We start from the raw sequence: 19,966 nt of genomic DNA on the forward strand, positions 1-19,966 counted from the left end.
CTGGAAGTAAGAATTGTTCGCATTGTATTCATGCCGCTGGTGTTCGGCAATCGCTGCCGACGCAAGGCATGCGACCGCTCGCGCCGCCATGCTTTGCTTATGAGAATTGAAATCATTAGTATTGCAGCCCCAATCCCCGGACCCTCGCCATGAAGAGCAAAGCCGCCGGCCTTCCCCTGAGCTACCGCCTGGCCGTGACCTCACGCAGCCTTGCCGCGCTGCTGGGTGGCTACCTGCTGGCGTCGATGGCCAGTGTCTGCATCACCCTGCTTGCGCCGATGACCCAGGCCGACGCGACGATGACCGGGATGATGCTGTCATTCGTCTTTTACCTGATCGCCTTCATCTGGTGCTTCGCTTGCCGCAGCGCCTGGCGCGCCTGGTTGGGCATGCTGCTGCCAAGCCTGGTGCTGGGGCTGATCAACGCGCTGGCCTACTGGATGAACCTGCCATGAAAGAAGGCTTCCGCCAGGCCATGGCCTGGCTGCACACCTGGACCGGCCTGATCTTCGGCTGGCTGCTGTTCGCCATCTTCCTCACCGGGACGCTGTCGTACTTCAAGGACGAGATCAGCCACTGGACCCAGCCCGAGGTGCAGAGCCATCCGCTCGACCCGGTGAACAGTCTCGGCCTGGCCCAGCGTTACCTCGAAACCAACGCCGGGCACGCCAGCACCTGGTTCATCCGCCTGCCCAGCGAACGCGAGGCGGCGCTGAGCGTCAGCTGGCGCGACCCGAACGGCGGTGGGCGCCGTGGTTTCACCGACAAGGACCTCGACGCGCGCACCGGCGAGGCGGTCGAGGCCCGCGACAGCCGGGGCGGCGAGTTCTTCTACCGCTTCCACTTCCAACTGCAGATGCCTCACCCCTGGGGCCGCTGGCTGTCGACCTTCTGCGCCTTCATCATGTTGCTGGGGCTGGTCACCGGGATCATCACCCACAAGAAGATCTTCAAGGAGTTCTTCACCTTCCGCCCGGGCAAGGGCCAACGCTCCTGGCTCGACGGCCACAACGCCATCGGTGTGCTGGTGCTGCCGTTCCACCTGATGATCAGCTACAGCAGCCTGGTGATCTTCATGTACATGGTCATGCCGGCCAGTATCCTGGCCAGCTACGGCGACAGCCGCGGCTACTTCAACGATGTGTTCGGCCGCGACGAGGTCCCCGAGGCGGTGGCCCAGGCCGCGCCGCTGGCGCCGTTGACCGAGCTGTATGCCAAGGTCCAGGAACAGGCGCCGGGGGCGCGCATGGGCTACATCCAGGTGCACAATCCCGGTGACCGCAACGCTCGGGTCACCTTCACCCGCGCCTCGGCCGACAGTGTCGCCTACCAGCGCAGCGCCATCTGGACCTTCGATGGCGTCAGTGGCGAGCTGTTGCGACGTGGCGCGCCGGAAAGCGCGGCGATGGCCACCTCGTTCACCTTCGTCGGCCTGCACATGGGCAACTTCGCCGGGCCCTGGCTGCGCTGGCTGTACTTCGTCTTTGGCGTGGCCGGCACGGCGGTGATCGGCACGGGCTTGGTGATGTGGCTGGGCAAGCGCCAGCTCAAGCATGCCAAGAGCACGCGCATGCCCGGCGAGTTGCGCCTGGTCGAAGTGCTGAACATCGCCAGCATGAGCGGCCTGTTGCTGGGCGTGGCGGCGTTCTTCTGGGCCAATCGGCTGCTGCCGGCAACGCTGGAGGGCCGGGCCGACTGGGAAATCAACGCCTTCTTCCTGGCCTGGGGCGCGTCATTGCTCCACGCCATGCTACGCAGCGGGCGCCGTGCCTGGGGCGAGCAACTGACCCTTGGGGCGCTGGCGTTCGCCTTGCTGCCGGTGCTCAACGCGCTGACCACCGCCAACGGCCTGGACCATTCGATCGCCGCCGGTGACTGGGCGATGGCCGGCTTCGACCTGACGGCGCTGGCCACCGGCCTGTTCCTGGCCTGGGCTGCCGGCAAGATGCTGCGTGCGCCCAAGCCGGTCGCCAAGCGTGCGCCACGCGCCGCCAAAACCGCGGAGGCGAGCTGATGCTGGGGGTTGCGCTGATGGGCTTCGCCGGGTTCGCCGGGCTGTGCCTGGCCATGGAAAAACACTTCAGCGACCTGCTCGGGCGCAAGCCCACGGGGCGGCAGCTACGAGCCTTGAAAATCACGGGCTGGGCGTTGCTGCTGCTGTCGTTGATCCTCGCCGTGAATGGACGCGGCTGGGCCCTGGGCCTGGTGGAGTGGATCGCTGTGCTGATGGCCGGCGTGACCCTGTGGGTGTTCGGCCTGGCTTACCAGCCACGCTTGTTGCTAGGGGCGGCGCTCGCCAGCCTGGTGCTCGGGCCGCTGCTGGCCGTGCTGGCGGTCTAGGCCCTTGAGCGACTCCGAGGCCGGCGGCGGGCGGGCGCGCTTTCTCCAGGTTTTCCTCGCCCAGCGTGCGCGCATGGAGGCGCTGGTCAGCCGCCGCGTGGGCTGCCGCGCCACGGCGTCGGACCTGGTGCAGGACCTGTTCCTGCGCTTCTGGCGGCGCCCCGAGGTAAAGGTCGAGGCGCTCGACACCTATCTGCTGCGCAGCGCCAGCAACCTGGCCATCGACTACCTGCGCAGCGAAGGCAGCCGCGACCGCGCCGCCGAGGGCTTGCACGACCCCGATGAATCGCATTGCGCCCAGGCACCCGAGCAGGCCCTGGAGGTCGACCACGACCTGCAACGCATCGAGGCAGCCCTGCGGGCGCTGCCCGAGCGCACCCGGCAGATCTTCCTGCTCAGCCGCATCCATGGCTGCACCTACGGTGAGATCGCCAAGGCCATGCAGTTGTCCCAGAGCGCGGTGGAAAAGCATATGATGCGCGCCCTCGAAGCGTGCAAGGCGAGTGTCGCCGAACCCGCGTCCCCACTGCGCCGGCCAGGGAGCGCCCGTCGATGAGTGTTGAACAGCCGATCACTGCCACCCAGTCCCAGGCTGCCCTGCGCTGGCTGGGGCGCATTCAGCAGCAGCCGGCGCAGGCCGAGGGCGCGGCGTTCAAGTGCTGGTTGCTGGAGAGCCCGGCCCATCGCCAGGCCTATGCCGAGGCCCAGGCGCTGTGGCGCCTGAGCGAGGCGCCGGCGGCGCGGCTGGCTGCCGAGGAGCAACAAGGCCTGCAAGCGTACCTGGATGTCATGCGCGGACCTGAGCGCAAGCGGCCTTGGCGCGGCCTGGCGGTGGCGGCGAGCCTGGTACTGGCGCTGGGGTTCGCGGCGGGCTGGCAGCCGCTGTTCTGGCTGCAGGACCTGCGTGCCGACTACACCAGCGGGGCGCAGGTACGGCAGGTGACCCTGGCCGATCATTCGCAACTGACCCTGGATGCCGGGACCGCGGTCGCGGTGGACTTCGCCCATGGGCAGCGGCGCGTGCGATTGCTGCGCGGCGCCGCATTCTTCGAGGTGACCCATACCGGCGAGCCATTCCTGGTGGATGCCCAAGGCGGTGAAGTGCGGGTGCTGGGGACCCAGTTCGAGGTGCGCGGGCAGGGTGACGGCGCGCAGGTCACGGTGCGCAGCGGGCGGGTGGCGGTGATGGCGGCCGAAGGGCAGACGGCCCGCGAGCTGACGGCCAACCAGCAATTGGCCTATGCCGGCGGCGTGGCCGGTGGCGTCGAGGCGGTGGACAGCGACAATCGCCTGGCCTGGCGCCAGGGCTGGCTGAACTACTACCAAGTGCCGTTGGCGCAGGTGCTCGAGGACCTGGGGCGTTACTACCCGGGGCGGATCCTGCTGCTCGACGGTGAGCTGGCGCAGCGCAGGGTCAGTGGCAGTTTCCCGGTGGGAGAGCCGCTGGCCGCGCTGGATTCGCTGGGCAAGGTGATGGGTTTTTCGCGGCAGACGGTGCTGGGGCGGTTGACCGTATTGCGGTGACCTGAGCCGACGCCATCGCGGGGCAAGCCCGCTCCCACGAGTCCGTTCCCATAAGCCATTGCGTGGGAGCGGGCTTGCCCCGCGATAGCGTCGGAACAGCAAAATATTTCCATCAAGTGATGAGGTACCCCACGCCGGCATCCGTGTAGTGAGTGGAAGTGCGATTCATTCGCATACGTTCATCTCGTCCACAGGTCCGCGTCCATGAAGTTCACCCCGCGTTGCGTCTCGCTCTGGTTCGGCCTCTGCTCCTTGCCCGCGATGGTCATCGTACCCCAGGCCATGGCCGCGCAGCAGAGCCAGGTTTACAGCTTTGCCCAGCCAAGCCAGCCGCTGGCCCAGGCCCTCAACGCCTTCAGCCGCGCCACCGGGCAGAGCGTGGTCTACACCCTGGCCCTGCCGGACGTGCAGGCCCCGGCGCTGAACGGCAGCTTCGACGCCGACCAGGCACTGCAGCAACTGCTCGGCAACTCGGGGCTGGCCTGGCGCCGCCTCGATGCCCGCACCCTGACTCTGGAGCCGGTCGACACCTCCGGCGCACTGAACCTGCAGGCCACCACCATCAACTCGCAGCTGGACGACTACAGCTACCAGCCGCCGGCCAGCGCCTCGATCATGCGCGGCCAGGGCGCGACGCTGGATATCCCCCAGGCCGTCAACGTGGTCCCGGCCCAGGTGATCCGCGACCAGGCGCCGCGCAATCTGGACGATGCCCTGTACAACGTCAGCGGCATCACCCAGGGCAACAATTTCGGCGGCACGGCCGACACCGTGATGAAGCGCGGCTTTGGCGACAACCGCGACGGCTCGATCATGCGCGACGGCATGCCGATCGTGCAGGGCCGCGCCCTCAACGCCAGCACCGAGCGGGTCGAGGTGCTCAAGGGCCCGGCCTCGCTGCTGTACGGCATCCAGGACCCGGGCGGGGTGATCAACGTGGTCAGCAAGCGCCCGCAACTGACGCAATACAACGCCCTGACCCTGCGCGGTTCGACCTACGGCAGCGGCAAGAACGGCAGTGGTGGCGGCCTGGACAGCACCGGGGCGTTGGGCGACAGCAAGCTGGCCTACCGCCTGATCGTCGATCACGAGGATGAGGACTACTGGCGCAACTACGGCGTGCACCGTGAGTCGCTGGTGGCGCCGTCGCTGGCCTGGTACGGCGAGGACACCCAGGTGGTGCTGGCTTATGAGCACCGTGAGTTTCTCTACCCGTTCGACCGCGGCACCGCCTTCGGCAGCGACGGCCACCCGTTGAACATTCCCGCCACCCGACGCCTGGACGAGCCATTCAACGACATGGAGGGCCGCTCCGACCTGTACCGCCTGGAGGTCGATCATCGCCTGGCCGACGATTGGAAGGTGCACTTCGGCTACAGCTTCAATCGCGAGACCTACGACGCCAGCCAGGTCCGCGTGACCGGCGTGGATGAAAGCAAGGGCACGCTGTCGCGCAGCATCGACGGCACCCAGGGCGCCCTGAGCCGCGATCAGTTCGCCACCCTCAGCCTCAACGGCAGCGTCGAACTGGCGGGCATGCGCCACGACCTGGTGGTGGGTGTCGATCATGAGGACCGCAAGGTCTACCGCGCCGACCTGATCCGCCAGAACAGCCGCTCGACCTTCAGTTACCTGAACCCGGTCTATGGCCGCGAAGTGGAAGGCACCAGCGTGCGCGCCACCGACAGCGACCAGACCGACAAGCTGCGCACCGATTCGCTGTTCCTGCAGGACGCCTGGCACCTGGACGAGCACTGGATCCTGGTAGCTGGCGGGCGCTTCCAGCAGTACGACCAGTACGCCGGCCGCGGCCGACCGTTCACCGTCAACACCGACACCAGCGACCAGACCTGGGTGCCCCATGCGGGCGTGGTGTACAAGGTCGACGACCAGCTGTCGTTGTATGGCAGCTACAGCGAGTCGTTCAAGCCCAACTCGACCATCGCCCCGCTGAGCATCGGCGGTGGCCGCACCCTGACCTTGGACTCTGGGGTCGCGCCGGAGGAGGGCAAATCCTGGGAGCTGGGGGCCAAGCTTGACGTGCCGGGCGCGGTGACCGGTACCCTGGCGCTGTTCGACATCACCAAGCGCAATGTGCTGGTGGCCGATGGCGACACCCAACCGGGGACCATTCTCTACAGCAACGCAGGGGAAGTCCGCTCACGGGGTGTCGAGCTGGACCTGACCGGCCAGCTCAGCGAGCGCTGGAGCCTGATCGGCGCCTATGCCTTCACTGACGCAGAGGTCACCAAGGACCCGCAGCTCAAGGGCAATCGCCTGCAGAACGTTGCCCGACACAGTGGTTCACTGTCGGCGGTGTATGACTATGGCAGCCTGTTCGGCGGCGATCGCCTGCGCCTGGGGGCGGGTGCGCGCTACGTGGGTGAGCGTGCGGGGAACGCGACCAATGACTTCGACCTGCCGGCCTACACTGTGGCCGATGCCTTCGCCAGCTACGAAACCAAGCTGGACGAGCACAAGGTGCGCCTGCAGTTGAACGTGAAGAACCTGTTCGACAAGGTGTATTACAGCTCGGCGGTGAACCGGTACTTCGTCGCGGTGGGGGATGCGCGGCAGGTGAGCCTGTCGAGCACCTTCGAGTTCTGACGCCAACCGATGATGGGCGGCGTGTGCGGGCTGGCCCCGCGATAGCGCCCGGCAGTCAGGCGCAGAACGCCGCCCGGTACTCCCCCGGCGTCGCCCCCAACGCCTGGCGAAACCGGTTGCTGAAGTGGCTGGCACTGGCAAACCCGCACAACAGCGCCACCTCGCCCAGGGGCAAGGTGCCCATGCGCAGCAAGCGACACGCCCTTTGCAGCCGCCGGGCCAGCAGGTACTGATGCGGCGGCAAACCAAAGCTTGCCCGGAACATCCGTGCAAAGTGGTACTCGGACAGGTTGCAGCGCAGCGCCAGGTCGCCCAGCGTCAGCGCCTGGTCGAGGTGGGCCTCGATATAGTCCACCAGCTGCCGACGCTGGTGCGGCGCCAAGCCGCCCTTGAGTTTGAGGCCCTGGCGCAGGCCGGCCTGATTGAGCACGGCGTGGTCGATGATGTCGTGGGCCAGGCTGCTGGCCAGCAGGCGCTCGCCGGGCTCGGCCCAGTCCAGGCCGATCAGCTGGCGAAAGCGCGCGGCCTGTTGCGGGTCGTCGAGGAAGGTTGCCTCGCGCAGCTGCATTTCACGCGGTTCGCGGTCCAGCAGGCGGGTGCAGCCAAGGGCGAACTGCTGCTCGCTGATGTACAGGTGGGCCAGGCGGATCGTGCCGTTGACCACCCAGTTGGACTCGTGGCCGGCCGGCATGATGCACAGCTTGCCCGGCGCGCCCTTGTCGGCCGGGCGCTGGCGGCGGAAGGTACCGGTGCCGTCGGCGATGTAGCACGACAATGTGTGGTGGCTGGGCGCCTGGTAGTCACGGGCGTCGTCGCGGTTGCTCCACAACGCCGCCGCCAGCCCGTCGCCCAGGTGCGCGCTCAGCTCCAGCCGGGCGTGGGGCGAGGCATGCATGGCGTTGAAGACTTGCAGGTGGTCGAGTGCGGGCATGGGCGATTCCTCTGAGGGCCATCCTACTGCGGCGCGGGCGGGAAGGCAGCTGGCGGAAGAGGAAAAGCGCAAGTTTATGCAAGCGCAGGAGTGAAGCTCGGGAAGACACTGTTTGCCTGTAACGGCCATCGCGGGGCAAGCCCGCTCCCACGCCAGCCCGCCAGGGTGGCCAAACGTGGGAGCGGGCTTGCCCCGCGATGGCCGAAAGCCTGTTCGAGGAAGCCGCCATGAACCTGTCGCTCTACCTGCTCACCGTCCTGATCTGGGGCACCACCTGGATTGCCCTGAAATGGCAGCTGGGCACCGTCGCCATCCCGGTGTCGATCGTCTACCGCTTTGCGCTGGCCGGGTTGATCCTGTTCGTCTTGCTGTTGCTCACCCGCCGCCTGCAGCCGATGAACCGGCGTGGCCATCTGGTGTGCCTGGCCCAGGGCCTGTGCCTGTTCTGCGTCAACTTCATGTGCTTCCTCACCGCCAGCCAGTGGGTCGCCAGCGGCCTGATCGCTGTGGTGTTTTCCACCGCCACCCTGTGGAATGCGCTCAATGCGCGGATCTTCTTCGGCCAGAAGATCGCCACCAACGTGCTTGGCGGCGGGGCCATGGGGCTGCTGGGCTTGGGGCTGCTGTTCTGGCCGGAGCTTTCCCATCATGCCGCCAGCCGCGAAACCCTTTATGGCCTGGGCTTGGCGCTGCTTGGCACGCTGTGTTTCTCCGCAGGCAACATGCTTTCCAGCGTGCAGCAGAAGGCCGGGCTCAAACCCATGACCACCAATGCCTGGGGCATGGTTTATGGCGCGTCGATGCTGACGGTGTACTGCCTGGTCAGCGGCATCCCGTTCGAGATGGAGTGGAACACGCGCTATATCGGGTCGCTGTTGTACCTGGTGATTCCGGGCTCGGTGATCGGCTTCACCGCCTACCTCACCCTGGTCGGGCGCATGGGGCCGGAGCGGGCCGCCTATTGCACCGTGCTGTTCCCGTTGGTGGCGTTGAATGTGTCGGCGTTCGCCGAGGGCTATCAGTGGACAGCGCCGGCGTTGCTGGGGCTGGTGGCGGTGATGGCGGGGAATGTGCTGGTGTTTCGCAAGCCGCGAGTCAAACCGAACATTGTATTGGCTCGTTGAGCAGGGAGCACCTGTCGAAAATGACAGGTGCGCAGGTTCTCTGGTGCTGACTAGACTCTCCGGGATTCTTGGCCTGGGGAATAGGGATGTCGGCACCGTTGTCATGGAACAGAGCGCTCACGCACTCCCAGGTCTGGTTGCTGTGCTCGGCAGCCATGATGTTGCATATCCTGCCATTGCTGATGGCGGACCATCCCTTTCTGGATGACTTTTCCCGCCAGCATCTCGCGAGCAGTGGTTGGGTTGCCTTGGGGCGTCCACTGACATCCTTGTTGTACTCAGGGCTTGGCTTTGCTTCTGGTGCGGTCAATATCTATCCGCTTCCTCTGCTGATGGCTGTTGTGATCAGTGGATATGCCCTGGCCCATTTGATTCGCTACTGGTTCACCACGCCTACGTTCAGTTCCTTGTTCGTGGTGTTGCCGTTGTGGCTCCAACCGTTTTTTCTGCAGAACCTTTCCTATCAATACGATGGCGCGGCCATGGCGCTGTCGATGGCGGCCAGCGTAGGAGCTATTGCGCTCGGCGTTCAGCGATGGCGCGCTTGGTGCGGGGGGACATTGCTGGTTCTCGTTGCAGCCGGGTTTTATCAAGTAAGCATCAACCTGTTTGCTGGGCTGTGTTGCATAGAGGTGGTGCGCAGGATCATCGACGGTTCAGGTGTACGCCAGATATGGCAACTGATGTGGCTACGTTTCAGTCAATTGGTGGTGGGTTGTTTGCTGTATTACGCGACCTGTGCATGGATGATCGAAGGGTTCTATACCAGTGGCTTGCTGCCGTTCGATGAGCGATGGCTTGGCCAGGTATTGCAGCGGCTGGGGACGGTGACTGAAACCGTCGGTCTACTTATGACCCCCGCCCTGCAAGGGCTTGCGATCGCGTTGGTTGGCGTGGCCACCTGGCAGCTCGTCATTGTGCTGAGGCGTGTTCAACAGCGTGCATCATCCCGCGTGGAGTGCGTGGGCCTATGGATGATTCTACTGGGGATGATAGTAGTCGCCTTGGCGTTGATCCCGGGGTTGGTACTTTTCCTTGAGCGTTTTCAAGGCGAGGTACGGGTGATGATGGGGCTGGGATCCGTGATCGTCATGTTGCTGCTATTCGTGCACGGTGCCTTGGCGAGGGCGCCTCGCATGCAACTGCTGGTGCTGGCGGTCCCTTTGGTGTTCATGCTCTCGTTTTCCTTCGCGTACGGGCGGGTCATGGTGCTGCAAAAGGCATTGCATCAATCGGTTTCGCAAGGATTGGTACGAGACCTCGCCCCGTACGCCGACCTGGCTCCTTTCAAACATGTTTATCTCATTGATTTCTGGTTAAAAAAACCCTGGATTCCCGGCGCGGAAGGAACGCTGCGAGCGATGCCGGCAGTGAGCGCTCTTTTCCCGAATAGTTATCTCGTCTTGCCCGAGATGCTGCCTCTGGTAGGAATCGATGATTTTCGGCTGTTCTTCGACAAACCACCCCTGAGTCGTCGGCAGGTGATGGCTATCAGCCCGTTGGCGTTAGTACGTAGCCAGTTCTACGACATTCATCAGGTAGGCAATGATGCTTATGTGCTGATGAAGGCGCCTGCCGGATTCGAGGAAGTTGCACCATGAGCCCGGGGCGCTTTGTACGGTATGGTTTGGTGGGTATCGGCAATACCGCTGTGCATTGGTTGGTGTTCCTTGTGTCACATGTCGTTCTTGGCATGAGCCAGGCACAGGGCAATCTGCTTGCCTTCGTGGTGGCAGCAAGCCTTTCCTATCACGTCAATGCCCAATACACCTTTGCGGTTCGTCCGCAAGGACGACGCTATTTGCTGTTTCTATCTGGAATGGGCTGCCTGAGCCTGGTCATCGGTACGGTTTCTGATCGTATCAATCTGTCACCTTGGCTGACGCTGGTCATTTTTTCGTTCGCCAGTCTGACAGTGGGCTACGCCTATTCACACACCGTGGTGTTCAGACGGAGGGACCCATGAACATTACCTTGGTGGTGCCGCTGTACAACGAGCAAGAGACCTTGGAGCGCTTCTATCACACCGTGCGCAGTGAGCCTTCGTTGCGGGAGACGACTGTGGAAATCGTTTTCGTCAATGACGGCAGCACCGACGATACGGAGGCCATTTGCGCCGATCTGGCGGCCAGGGACGAATGGGTCACGGCGATCAATTTCTCCCGTAACTTCGGCAAGGAGTCAGCGCTGTTCGCGGGTCTCGAGCATGCCGAGGGCGATGCAGTGGTACCGATAGATGTCGACCTGCAAGACCCGATCGAAGTGGTGGCGCAGATGATCGAGCGCTGGCAGGCCGGAGCTGACGTGGTCCTGGCCAAGCGTCGCAGCCGGGTCGCCGATACGCGCTTCAAGCGTTGGACCGCAGGGCTCTATTACCGCCTGCACAACGCCATCGCCTCGCTGCCCATCGAGGAGAACGTCGGCGATTTCCGCCTGCTCGACCGCAAGGTGGTCGCTGCCATCCGGCAGATGCCGGAGCAGCAGTTGTTCATGAAGGGCGTGCTGTCGTGGGTGGGGTTTCGCACAGAGATCATCGAGTACGACCGCCAGGAGCGGGCGGCGGGCAATAGCAAGTTTGGCTTCTGGCGCCTGTGGAACCTGGCACTGGACGGCATTACCTCGTTCAGCACGGTGCCGCTGCGGCTGTGGACCTACATCGGTGGCGGTGTGTCGTTGTTCGCCCTGCTGTACGCGGCATTTCTGGTGCTGGACAAGCTGCTCCTCGGCAACGACTTGCCGGGGTATCCGTCACTGATGACGGCGATTCTGTTCCTTGGCGGGGTGCAGTTGATCGGGATTGGCATCCTGGGCGAGTACATCGGGCGGATCTACCAGGAAACCAAGCACCGGCCCCGCTATGTGGTACGCAAGGTACTGGGGCGGCGAAGCCAACCCCAGTAGGCCCTATCGCGGGGCAAGCCCGCTCCCACAAACCTCGTGAGTGGGCCTTCAGCTTTTCCACACCTGCGGATTGACCAGATCCCGTGGTCGCTCGCCCAGCAATGCCGAGCGCAGATTGTCGATGGCCCGGTTGGCCATGGCCTCGCGGGTCTCGGCAGTGGCCGAGCCGATGTGCGGCAGGGTCAGGGCGTTAGGTAGCTTGAACAGCGGCGAATCGGCCAACGGCTCCTTTTCGTATACGTCCAGGCCGGCGCCGCGAATGGTCCCTTCCTGCAGTGCCTCGATCAGTGCCGCTTCGTCGACCACCGGGCCACGGGCGATGTTGACCAGGAATGCGCTGGGTTTCATCAGCTTCAGCTCGCGGGCGCCGATCAGCTTGCGGGTGGCCTCGGACAGCGGTACCACCAGGCAGACGAAATCGGCTTCTGCCAACAGCTCGTCCAGGCTGCGGAACTGCGCGCCCAGCTCTTGCTCCAGCGCGGCCTTGCGGCTGTTGCCGGTGTACAGCACCTGCATGTTGAAACCGAAGCGGCCACGCCGGGCGATGGCCGCGCCGATGTTGCCCATGCCGACGATGCCCAGTGTCTTGCCGTGCACATCGCAGCCGAACTGCGCCGGGCCCACGGTGGCCTGCCAGTGGCCGGCCTTGGTCCAGGCGTCCAGCTCCGCGGTGCGCCGGGCGCAACCCATGATCAGGGCGAAGCCCAGGTCGGCGGTGCTTTCGGTGAGCACGTCGGGGGTGTTGGTCAGGGCGATGCCGCGTTCGTTGAAGTAGTCCAGGTCGTAGTTGTCGTAGCCGACCGAGACGCTGGACACCACCTCCAGCTTGCCCGCGCCTTCGAGCTGCGCCCGGCCCAGCTTGCGGCCGACGCCGATCAGGCCGTGTGCCTCGGGCAGCGCTTCGTTGAACTGGGCGGCGATGTCACCCAGCTTGGGGTTGGGCACGATCACGTTGAAGTCGTGTTGCAGGCGCTCGGCCATGGCCGGGGTAATGCGGCTGAAGGCCAGGACGGTCTTTTTCATCGGGCTGCTCCTGGGAAAAAGCTACAAGCTACAAGCTACAAGCCACAAGAAAAAGCAGGATGTGCACCGATCTGCCTTTTCTTGTGGCTTGCAGCTGGTCGCTTACCGCTGCTGTCAATTAGCGATCAGCAGCTCGTGGGTTTTCAGGTCGGCCTCGTGGGCGGCGAGGATTTCCGGCAGCGAGTTGCGCAGGTACTCGACCCAGGTCTTGATCTTCGCATCCAGGTACTGGCGCGACGGGTAGATCGCATACAGGTTCAGTTCCTGCAGGCGGTACTGCGGCAGGATCCGCACCAGGCTGCCGTCGCGCAGGCCATCGATGGCGGTGTAGATCGGCAGCACGCCCACGCCCATGCCGCTGCGGATCGCGGTCTTCATCGCATCGGCGGAGTTCACCTGGAACGGCGAGGTGGTGATGTTGACCACCTCCTGCCCCTCGGGGCCGTCGAACAGCCATTTCTCCAGCGGGATCACCGGGCTGACCATGCGCAGGCAGGCATGCTTGAGTAGGTCGGCGGGCTTGTGCGCGAAACCGTGGCACGCCACGTAGTCGGGCGCGGCGCAGACGATGCTGTAGGTGATGCCCAGGCGCTGGGAGACGAACCCCGAGTCCGGCAGTTCGCTGGCCAGCACGATGGACACATCGTAGCCCTCGTCGAGCAGGTCGGGCACGCGGTTGGCCATGGTCAGGTCGAAGGTCACGTCCGGGTGCGATTCGCGGTAGCGGGCGATGGCGTCGACCACGAAGTGCTGGCCGACCCCGGTCATCGAATGCACCTTCAGCTGCCCGGCGGGGCGGGCATGGGCATCGCTGGCCTCGGCCTCGGCTTCTTCCACGTAGGTAAGAATCTGTTCGCAGCGCATCAGGTAGCGCTTGCCGGCCTCGGTCAGCGCGATGCGCCGGGTGGTGCGGTTGAGCAGGCGGGTTTGCAGATGGGCTTCCAGGTTGGAGACCGCCCGCGACACGTTCGCGGTGGTCGTATCCAGTTGCGCCGCGGCAGCGGTGAAGCTGCCGAGCTGGGCCACGCAACTGAAAGCACGCATGTTTTGCAGGGTGTCCATGGGTCACTCTCGGTTTAGAGGACAAAATTGTGACATGAAGTAACGCTGTTTCGCGTCCGACTAAAGCCGGATTATCGCTGTTTTGGTAACAAAGATTCGCAGGAATATACGCTTATCGCCAATGAAACCCGCCCCTAGAATTGCCCGGCCCCTCCACCTCTTCCTCGGGAAATCGCAGCTGTGCCGCGTCGCAACATCAGAGCGCTTAGCGCGCTCAGTGCCTGTGCCCTTTGTCTCACCTTGAGCGGCTGTATCGGAACCTGGGGCATCGCCCCGCAGAGCAAGACCCTCCAAGCCAACCAACTGACCACCGACGACGCCATCCGCGAGGCTGCGCGCGACGCCCACTGGCCGGCCCAGCAATGGTGGCGCGCCTATGGCGACGCGCAGCTGAACGACTGGGTCGCACTGGCATTGGCCGGCAGCCCGAGCATGGCCATGGCCGCCGCACGGGTGCGCGAAGCCAAGGCCATGGCGGGTGTGGTCGAGTCGGCGGAAAAGCTGCAGGCCAACGGCAACGCCACCCTCAAGCGCCACAACTGGCCGGAGGATCAGTTCTACGGCCCTGGCGCGCTGTCCGGCGCCAACACCTGGGACAACAACGCCGCCATCGGTTTGAGCTACGCCCTGGACCTGTGGGGTCGCGAGCGCAATGCCAGCGAGCAGGCCGTGGACCAGACGCACATGAGCGCCGCCGAGGCGCGCCAGGCCCAGCTGGAGCTGGAGAACAACGTGGTGCGCGCCTACATCCAGCTCAGCCTGCATTACGCCCGGCGCGATATCGTGCGGGCGGAGCTTGCGCAGCAGGAGCAGATCGTCGCCCTGGCCAAGCGTCGCCTCGACGCTGGCATTGGTACCCATTTCGAAGTCAGCCAGGCCGAGGCGCCGCTGCCGGAAACCCACCGCCAGATCGACAGCCTCAACGAAGAGATCGCCCTGACTCGCAACCAGCTGGCGGCCCTGGCCGGCAAGGGGCCGGGGGAGGGCGCGAAGCTGCAACGCCCGACCCTGACCCTCGGCGCGCCGCTGAAACTGCCCTCGAACCTGCCCGCCGAACTGGTCGGCCAGCGTCCCGACGTGGTTGCCAGCCGCTGGCAGGTGGCGGCCCAGGCCCGTGGTATCGACGTGGCCCATGCCGGGTTCTTCCCCAATGTCGACCTGGTCGGCGGCCTCGGCTTCGTGGCCACCGGGGGCGGCCCGCTGGAGTTTCTCACCGGGCGCAAGTTCAACTACAACGTCGGGCCTGCCATCAGCCTGCCGATCTTCGATGGTGGCCGCCTGCGCTCGCAACTGGGCGTGGCCTCGGCGGGCTATGACGTGGCCGTGGCGCGCTACAACCAGACGGTGATCGGCGCGTTGCAGAACATCTCCGACCAACTGATCCGCCGCGAGTCGATGAAGGAGCAGGCGCATTTCGCCGCCGAATCCGTCGCCGCCGCGCAGAAGACCTACGACATCGCCACCGTCGCCTTCCAGCGCGGGCTCACCGATTACCTCAACGTGCTCAATGCCCAGACCCTGCTGTTCCGCCAGCAGCAGGTGCAGCAGCAGGTACAGGCCGCGCGCCTGGTGGCCCATGCCGAACTGGTCACTGCCCTGGGCGGCGGCCTGGAGGCGGGCAAGGATGTGCCCGATCAACAGCGCCAGGCCGCACCGAAAACACCCGCCACCCTGGCCATCTTCGACACGCCGGACCACGCCGAATGAGCACATCGAGCTTGCCCTTGCGCTGGCTGCAGAGCCTGGAGTGGCGCCGGGGGTTCTTTGCCTGGGCGCGGACCGACGGCGTCACCTGGGTCTACATCTTCAAAGTCCTGGCGGCCGCCTTCATCACCCTGTGGCTGGCCATGCGCCTGGAGCTGCCGCAGCCGCGCACGGCGATGATCACCGTGTTCATCGTCATGCAGCCGCAGAGCGGCCATGTGTTCGCCAAGAGTTTCTACCGGGTGCTCGGCACCCTGGCCGGCTCGGCGATGATGGTCGCGCTGATCGCGATCTTCCCGCAGAACACCGAGTTGTTCCTGCCCAGCCTGGCCTTGTGGGTCGGCCTGTGCTCGGCGGGTGCCATGCGCTATCGGACCTTCCGTGCCTATGGTTTCGTGCTGGCCGGCTACACGGCGGCGATGATCGGCCTGCCGGTGCTGCAGCACCCCGACCAGGCGTTCATGGCGGCGGTATGGCGGGTGCTGGAGATTGCCCTGGGGATTCTCGTTTCGACCTTCGTCAGTGCCGCGATCCTGCCGCAGTCGGCCAGTGCCGCCATGCGCAACGCTCTGTACCAGCGCTTCGGCGTGTTCGCCGGGGTGGTGGTCGAGGCCCTGCGCGGCGACAGCCAGCGCGACCGCTTCGAGACCAGCAACGTGCGCTTCGTCGCCGAGGCGGTGGGCCTGGAGAGCCTGCGCAACGTCACCGCTTTCGAAGACCCGCACATGCGCCGACGCTCCGGCCGGCTGGTGCGGATGAACAGCGAGTTCATGGCCATCACCACGCGTTTCAATGCCCTGCACCGCCTGCTCGAGCGCCTGCGCGCCCGTGGCCCGTTGCAGATCGTCAGCGCCATCGAACCCGGCCTGCAAACCCTGGCTGAGCTGCTGCAGCCCTATGTCGGCCGGGCCCTGACCGACGCCGACGCCTTGCGCCTGGCCCTGGAGCTGGGCACCTACAAGGAAGGCCTGCAGGCCCAGGTGCGTGGTCTGCGCGCCGAGTACCTGCAGACCAGCCCGAGCGAGTCCGACCTGCTCGATTTCCACACCGCCTTCGAATTGCTCTATCGCTTCGTCGACGAGATGTACAGCTACGCCGAGACCCACGCCTCGCTGGCCGTGCACAAGCACGAACGCGAACAATGGGACGAACCCTACGTTGCTCAGACCAGCTGGCTGGTATCGCTGGCCGCTGGCGTGCGCGCCTCGGCGGTGCTGTTGCTGCTGGGCAGCTATTGGCTGCTCAGCGACTGGCCCAGTGGCGCCATGATGACCCTGATCGCCACGGTCACCGTGGGCCTGTCGGCGGCTTCGCCGAACCCCAAGCGCATGGCGTTCCAGATGGCCTGCGGCACGGCGGTCGGCGCCTTCGTCGGCTTCTTCGAAACCTTCTTCGTGTTCCCCTGGATCGACGGTTTCCCGCTGCTGTGCATGGTCCTGGCGCCGGTGTTCGTGCTCGGTGCGTTCCTCGCCTCGCGCCCGGCCTATGCCGGTTACGGCCTGGGCCTGCTGGTGTTCTTCGCCATCGGTTCGGTGCCGAACAACCTGACAGTCTATGACCCGTACACCTTCATCAATGACTACATCGGCATGGTCATCGGCATGTTCGTCTGCGCCGCGGCCGGGGCGATCATCCTGCCGCCCAACAGCCGCTGGCTGTGGAGCCGGCTGGAGCAGGAGTTGCGCGAGCAGGTGCTGTTCGCCATCGGCGGGCGCCTGCGCGGGCTGGGCTCGGCGTTCGAAAGCCGTACCCGCGACCTGCTGCACCAGGCCTACGGCCTGGCCGCCGGCAAGCCGCAGGTACAAAGCCAACTGATGGGCTGGATGTTCACCGTGCTGGAGATTGGCCACGCCATCATTGAGCTGCGCAAGGAACAGGATCGAGCACCGATCCACCCTGCTTACGCCGAGTCGCAGCCCTGGCGCCAGGCCATCCGCGTGATGGGCCGGGCCCTGGCGCGGTTGTTCCTGCAACCCAGCGCCAGCAACCACGAACGCGCCTTGGTAGCGGTGGACCACGCCATCAGCCGCGTGCAGGCCACCGACGAACCCTTCGCCCGGCACTTCGACACCTCGGTGCTGCGCCGCGCGCAGAGCTACCTGCACTTTATCCGTTCCTCCCTGCTCGACCCACAGTCGCCGCTGGCACCGGCGAAAGGACTACACCGTGCTCCGTGAAATCATGCCCCGCGAGATCGCCTTCCATGGCGTGTATATGCCCACCATGACCTTGATGTTCCTGTTCGCCCTGGGCCTGGCCTGGGGCCTGGACCGGTTCATTGCCAGCCATGACGGCTACCGCTTCTTCTGGCACCCGGCGCTGTTGCGCCTGAGCCTGTTCGTCTGCCTGTTCGGCGCCCTGGCGCTGTCGCTCTACTGGTGAGAATCCTGCAATGAAAAAGTTCTTCAGCCTGATCGCCACCCTGCTGGTGCTGACCGCTGCCGTGGTGATCGGCCGCCAGTTGTGGCTGCACTACATGACCACGCCGTGGACCCGCGACGGCCGGGTGCGCGCCGATATCATCAACGTTGCCGCCGATGTGCCGGGCTATGTGGTGGATGTGCCGGTGCTGGATAACCAGCGGGTAAAGAAGGGCGATGTGCTGATCCGCATCGACCCGGAGCACTACCAGTTGGCGGTGGAGCAGGCCAAGGCGCTGGTTGCCTCGCGCAAGGCTACCTGGGAAATGCGCAAGGTCAACGCCAGGCGCCGCGCCGACATGGACAACCTGGTGATCTCCAAAGAGAACCGCGACGACGCCAGCAATATCGCCAACTCCGCCCTGGCCGACTATCAGCATGCCCAGGCCCAGCTGGCCGCCGCCGAGCTGAACCTCAAGCGCACGCAGATCGTCGCCACGGTCGATGGCTATGTGACCAACCTGAACATCCACAAGGGCGATTACGCGCGCACCGGCGAGGCGGTGATGGCGGTGGTGGATGAGCAGTCGTTCTGGGTGTACGGCTTCTTCGAGGAAACCAAGCTGCCCCACGTCAAGGTAGGGGATGTCGCCGAACTGCAGATGATGAGCGGCGAGCGCCTCAAAGGGCATGTGCAGAGCATCGCCCGGGGCATCTACGACCGCGACAATCCGCAGAGCCGCGAGCTGATCGCCGATGTGAACCCGACCTTCAACTGGGTGCGCCTGGCGCAGCGGGTGCCGGTGCGGATCCATATCGATGAAGTGCCGGACGGGTTCCTGCTGGCGGCGGGGACGACCTGTACGGTGGTGGTCAAGCCGAGCGAGGGCTGATCCAGTTCTCGCGCTGACGCCATCGATGTATTGGCAGGCAGGTGTCAGCGCTTGAGGGTGGCGTTGAATCGGGCTGTTGCCGTAGTCGCTTCCTGCAACAGCTGATTCCAGTCGTCAGGTGGGTATCCGGTGCCAAGCATGCGACGGAACACTTTATAGGCGTCGTCACTGCTTTCGTAAGCGCGTTTGCAGTCGTCATCGTTTACCCAAACCAGGACGATTATCTTGCTCGACGCGTGATAACGGAAAAACAAACGATATTGCTGGAAGAACTTCGCCCGGAACCAGTGCCGGTGGGCATCTCCCAGGGTGTTTCCCTGGCGATACTCGGTTTTGGTTGGATCCTGCGCGATGCCATCGAAAGCCAGGCGAATAATTGCAGTCAGCCGTTTCCAGGCATTCTTCCTGGTGTAGCTATCGGGGGCCTTGCGCTTCAGGACCTCCAGTTCGTTTTTCAACTGGTCCAGCTTATCGAGGAACATGGGGTGTGCGAACACCGTCCAGCCAGTTGAAGAAACGGGGGGGAGGTCAGCATCTGTCATTCATCATCCGCCGAAAGAGGTTGATCCAGATCGAGTTCTTCATCGCCAACCAGTGCCTTCAGGCGAGCGACAAACTCTGCATCGACAACCTTCAAACGTTGCGGGTTCGTGGCGATATCCCGTTCCAGGAATTCCAGGAACTGCCCCACCGCAGGGTCTTCCTCGGCTGTCTCTGCGCGGGTCAGTATCACTGCTCCGTCAGGGCGGATCGAGTAGTGAATCTTGTCACGCTTTTTCAGGCCCAATGCGCGGCGAACGGTTTCGGGGACCGTTGTCTGGTAGCGCTCGGTCAGGGTCGATTCCGCTTCGAAGGTAGTAGCCATGGTCGTCAGTCCGCGAGGGTAATATCGGCCACGGTAATGCGAGTGCATTACCTGGTCAATGCAGTTGCATTACCTCGTGTGTACTGGCTGATCAACGGTTTTCTGGCTCAAGCCGCCCCGACCAGCACGGGCACCTTCACCCGGTCGATCACCTTGGCGCTGATAGACGGATCGAGCAGCCTGCCTAGCCGTGACAGGTGGCGGTGGCCGATAATGACCAGTTCGCACTCCAGCTCCCGGGCTTTGGCGACGATAGCCTCCACCGGCTGGCCGGCGACCATGCAGCCCAGGCTGTCGAACCCGGCTTCGCGCAGCGTTACCACGGCGCTGTTCACGGCGTGCTCGGCCTGTTGCTGTTCGTCGCAGGCGGCGGGGTATTCCTCCAACTCATCTTCGGTGTAGGCCGTGCGCTGGTCGTGCACGGCGAAGGTCGAGTCGATGGCCAGCAGCACATGCAGGGTGTGCTCGCCGGGGCGGCAGTAGCGCTGGGCGAGGGTAAGCAGGCTGGCGGCTGCCGGGGAGGCGTCGATGGCGATCAGAACCGGGTGGGGCATGGGCAATCCTTTGGAGAATGGATGGCAGTGCCACACCATTGTCGATTCATTAACCTCTACGGATAAATGGTCCCTCGC

Annotated in this window: 20 protein-coding genes; 14 read left to right on the plus strand and 6 right to left on the minus strand. The window is 64.6% G+C overall.

From position 1 onward, the window contains the following. The first annotated feature begins 149 nt into the window (after positions 1 to 149). The 6 genes from ABZO33_RS17925 (at position 150) to ABZO33_RS17950 (ending at position 6,471) form a co-directional block, all read left to right on the plus strand. Complete coding sequence (locus ABZO33_RS17925) at positions 150 to 455, plus strand: DUF3649 domain-containing protein (protein WP_094011745.1); 306 nt, start codon at positions 150 to 152, stop codon at positions 453 to 455. Continuing rightward, positions 452 to 2,014: a PepSY-associated TM helix domain-containing protein gene (locus ABZO33_RS17930; RefSeq protein ID WP_414537103.1), complete on the plus strand. Its 1,563-nt coding sequence runs from the start codon at positions 452 to 454 to the stop codon at positions 2,012 to 2,014. The genes ABZO33_RS17925 and ABZO33_RS17930 overlap by 4 nt, the downstream gene beginning before the upstream one ends. Further along, positions 2,014 to 2,340: a DUF3325 domain-containing protein gene (locus ABZO33_RS17935; RefSeq protein WP_414537104.1), complete on the plus strand. Its 327-nt coding sequence runs from the start codon at positions 2,014 to 2,016 to the stop codon at positions 2,338 to 2,340. The genes ABZO33_RS17930 and ABZO33_RS17935 overlap by 1 nt, the downstream gene beginning before the upstream one ends. 4 nt (positions 2,341 to 2,344) lie before the next feature. Next, on the plus strand, positions 2,345 to 2,896 hold the full coding sequence (locus ABZO33_RS17940; protein WP_414537105.1) for an RNA polymerase sigma factor: 552 nt from the start codon (positions 2,345 to 2,347) through the stop codon (positions 2,894 to 2,896). Further along, complete coding sequence (locus tag ABZO33_RS17945) at positions 2,893 to 3,864, plus strand: FecR family protein (protein WP_414537106.1); 972 nt, start codon at positions 2,893 to 2,895, stop codon at positions 3,862 to 3,864. The genes ABZO33_RS17940 and ABZO33_RS17945 overlap by 4 nt, the downstream gene beginning before the upstream one ends. Positions 3,865 to 4,068: 204 nt before the next feature. Beyond that, the gene (locus ABZO33_RS17950; protein ID WP_414537107.1) at positions 4,069 to 6,471 is read left to right on the plus strand and encodes a TonB-dependent siderophore receptor; all 2,403 of its coding nucleotides are present in this window, start codon (positions 4,069 to 4,071) and stop codon (positions 6,469 to 6,471) included. 55 nt (positions 6,472 to 6,526) lie between these two features. Here the strand turns inward: ABZO33_RS17950 and ABZO33_RS17955 are convergent, their stop codons facing one another. Then, positions 6,527 to 7,402 (minus strand): helix-turn-helix domain-containing protein, encoded by an 876-nt coding sequence (locus ABZO33_RS17955; protein ID WP_414537108.1) that lies wholly within the window; start codon positions 7,400 to 7,402, stop codon positions 6,527 to 6,529. Positions 7,403 to 7,629: 227 nt separating this feature from the next. Here ABZO33_RS17955 and ABZO33_RS17960 point away from each other — a divergent pair, with 227 nt between their 5' ends. The 4 genes from ABZO33_RS17960 (at position 7,630) to ABZO33_RS17975 (ending at position 11,427) form a co-directional block, all read left to right on the plus strand. Further along, positions 7,630 to 8,526: a DMT family transporter gene (locus ABZO33_RS17960; RefSeq protein WP_414537109.1), complete on the plus strand. Its 897-nt coding sequence runs from the start codon at positions 7,630 to 7,632 to the stop codon at positions 8,524 to 8,526. 86 nt (positions 8,527 to 8,612) lie between these two features. Next, positions 8,613 to 10,127, plus strand: coding sequence for a glucosyltransferase domain-containing protein (locus ABZO33_RS17965; protein WP_414537110.1), 1,515 nt, complete (start codon positions 8,613 to 8,615; stop codon positions 10,125 to 10,127). Further along, positions 10,124 to 10,492, plus strand: a complete 369-nt coding sequence (locus tag ABZO33_RS17970) for a GtrA family protein (RefSeq protein WP_414537111.1) — start codon at positions 10,124 to 10,126, stop codon at positions 10,490 to 10,492. Before ABZO33_RS17965 ends, ABZO33_RS17970 begins: the two co-directional genes overlap by 4 nt. Further along, positions 10,489 to 11,427, plus strand: a complete 939-nt coding sequence (locus ABZO33_RS17975; protein ID WP_414537112.1) for a glycosyltransferase family 2 protein — start codon at positions 10,489 to 10,491, stop codon at positions 11,425 to 11,427. The genes ABZO33_RS17970 and ABZO33_RS17975 overlap by 4 nt, the downstream gene beginning before the upstream one ends. A 48-nt stretch (positions 11,428 to 11,475) precedes the next feature. On the opposite strand, the gene ABZO33_RS17980 is transcribed toward ABZO33_RS17975, so the two are convergent. Both ABZO33_RS17980 and ABZO33_RS17985 read right to left on the minus strand, forming a co-directional pair. Continuing rightward, positions 11,476 to 12,450, minus strand: coding sequence for a 2-hydroxyacid dehydrogenase (locus ABZO33_RS17980; RefSeq protein WP_414537113.1), 975 nt, complete (start codon positions 12,448 to 12,450; stop codon positions 11,476 to 11,478). Positions 12,451 to 12,564: 114 nt separating this feature from the next. Then, entirely contained in the window at positions 12,565 to 13,512 is a 948-nt protein-coding gene (locus ABZO33_RS17985; protein ID WP_414537114.1) for a LysR family transcriptional regulator, read from the minus strand. Between the two features lie 180 nt (positions 13,513 to 13,692). Here ABZO33_RS17985 and ABZO33_RS17990 point away from each other — a divergent pair, with 180 nt between their 5' ends. Genes ABZO33_RS17990 through ABZO33_RS18005 form a run of 4 tightly spaced genes read left to right on the plus strand, consistent with a single transcriptional unit; the run spans position 13,693 to position 18,469 of the window. Then, positions 13,693 to 15,219 carry an efflux transporter outer membrane subunit gene (locus ABZO33_RS17990; protein WP_414537115.1) on the plus strand — a complete coding sequence of 509 codons (1,527 nt, stop codon included), beginning with the start codon at positions 13,693 to 13,695 and terminating at the stop codon, positions 15,217 to 15,219. Continuing rightward, entirely contained in the window at positions 15,216 to 17,393 is a 2,178-nt protein-coding gene (locus tag ABZO33_RS17995) for an FUSC family protein (protein ID WP_414537116.1), read from the plus strand. Before ABZO33_RS17990 ends, ABZO33_RS17995 begins: the two co-directional genes overlap by 4 nt. Positions 17,394 to 17,397: 4 nt before the next feature. Then, entirely contained in the window at positions 17,398 to 17,598 is a 201-nt protein-coding gene (locus ABZO33_RS18000) for a DUF1656 domain-containing protein (RefSeq protein WP_008097766.1), read from the plus strand. Positions 17,599 to 17,608: 10 nt separating this feature from the next. Continuing rightward, a complete protein-coding gene (locus ABZO33_RS18005; RefSeq protein WP_414537117.1) occupies positions 17,609 to 18,469 on the plus strand; it encodes an efflux RND transporter periplasmic adaptor subunit in 861 nt (286 codons plus the stop codon). Positions 18,470 to 18,513: 44 nt separating this feature from the next. Here the strand turns inward: ABZO33_RS18005 and ABZO33_RS18010 are convergent, their stop codons facing one another. The 3 genes from ABZO33_RS18010 to ABZO33_RS18020 all read right to left on the minus strand — a co-directional run bounded on the left by ABZO33_RS18010 (position 18,514) and on the right by ABZO33_RS18020 (position 19,888). Next, positions 18,514 to 19,011: a type II toxin-antitoxin system YhaV family toxin gene (locus ABZO33_RS18010; RefSeq protein WP_414537118.1), complete on the minus strand. Its 498-nt coding sequence runs from the start codon at positions 19,009 to 19,011 to the stop codon at positions 18,514 to 18,516. Further along, a complete protein-coding gene (locus ABZO33_RS18015) occupies positions 19,008 to 19,334 on the minus strand; it encodes a type II toxin-antitoxin system PrlF family antitoxin (RefSeq protein ID WP_102682108.1) in 327 nt (108 codons plus the stop codon). Before ABZO33_RS18015 ends, ABZO33_RS18010 begins: the two co-directional genes overlap by 4 nt. Positions 19,335 to 19,441: 107 nt before the next feature. After that, entirely contained in the window at positions 19,442 to 19,888 is a 447-nt protein-coding gene (locus ABZO33_RS18020) for a universal stress protein (RefSeq protein WP_414537119.1), read from the minus strand. Between the last annotated feature and the right edge of the window lie 78 nt (positions 19,889 to 19,966).

It is taken from the genome of Pseudomonas sp. CAM1A (genome assembly GCF_047501685.1).
Lineage (GTDB): Bacteria > Pseudomonadota > Gammaproteobacteria > Pseudomonadales > Pseudomonadaceae > Aquipseudomonas.